The organism is Weissella confusa, assembly GCF_004766315.1.
GTDB classification, from domain to species: domain Bacteria; phylum Bacillota; class Bacilli; order Lactobacillales; family Lactobacillaceae; genus Weissella; species Weissella confusa_A.
This window is the reverse complement of sequence record NZ_PVSN01000093.1, coordinates 1-644: the sequence shown is the minus strand read 5'-3', so window position 1 is coordinate 644 and position 644 is coordinate 1. Positions and strand designations below refer to the sequence as shown.

The 644-nt window shown below is 45.0% G+C and carries 1 protein-coding gene; it reads right to left on the bottom strand.

The annotated features are described in order from the left end of the window. Positions 1-27: 27 nt before the first annotated feature. A complete protein-coding gene (locus tag C6P11_RS10820; protein WP_135521012.1) occupies positions 28-606 on the bottom strand; it encodes a uracil-DNA glycosylase family protein in 579 nt (192 codons plus the stop codon). Positions 607-644: the final 38 nt, after the last annotated feature.

The window sequence follows — 644 nt, the reverse complement described above, 5'->3', positions numbered from 1 at the left end:
CCTGGTTATAAATCAGGTCGGCTTGTTTTATTTCTTTAAGATATCTGCGACACGTTTTTGTAGTGCGGGCACGACGTCCGTTTCAAACCACGGATTCTTGGCAAGCCAGATGTTGTTGAGTGGTGATGGGTGCACCAACGGCAAATACCGTGGCCCAAAATCCGCGAATCGATGTACCACACTGGTTAACGATTCACTCGCTTTGATTGGCAAATAATGCTGTTGCGCATATTTTCCGACTAGCAAAATCAATTCGACATCCGGCATCGTATCAAGTAGTCGTTGGTGCCATTCACCCGCCACAAATTTGCGTGGTGGTAAATCACCCCTCTTCCCCTTGCCTGGAAAATAGAAATCCATCGGTAGCACACCAATTAAGCCAGAGTCATAGAAGGTTGTCCGGTCGATACCCATCCACTCGCGTAATCGATCACCACTTTTATCATTGAACAAAATCCCGGTTTGCTCAACAACTGCGCCCGGTGCTTGGCCAATAATCAATATTTTCACGGTTGGTGCAATCATATAAATCGGCTCAAGTCCGCGCGCTGTAAATGACGCATTACGTGAATCAGCCATTATTTCCTGTTTTAAATCCACAACCATTACCTCCAAAAAAATCGATACTACATCAATTATAGTAC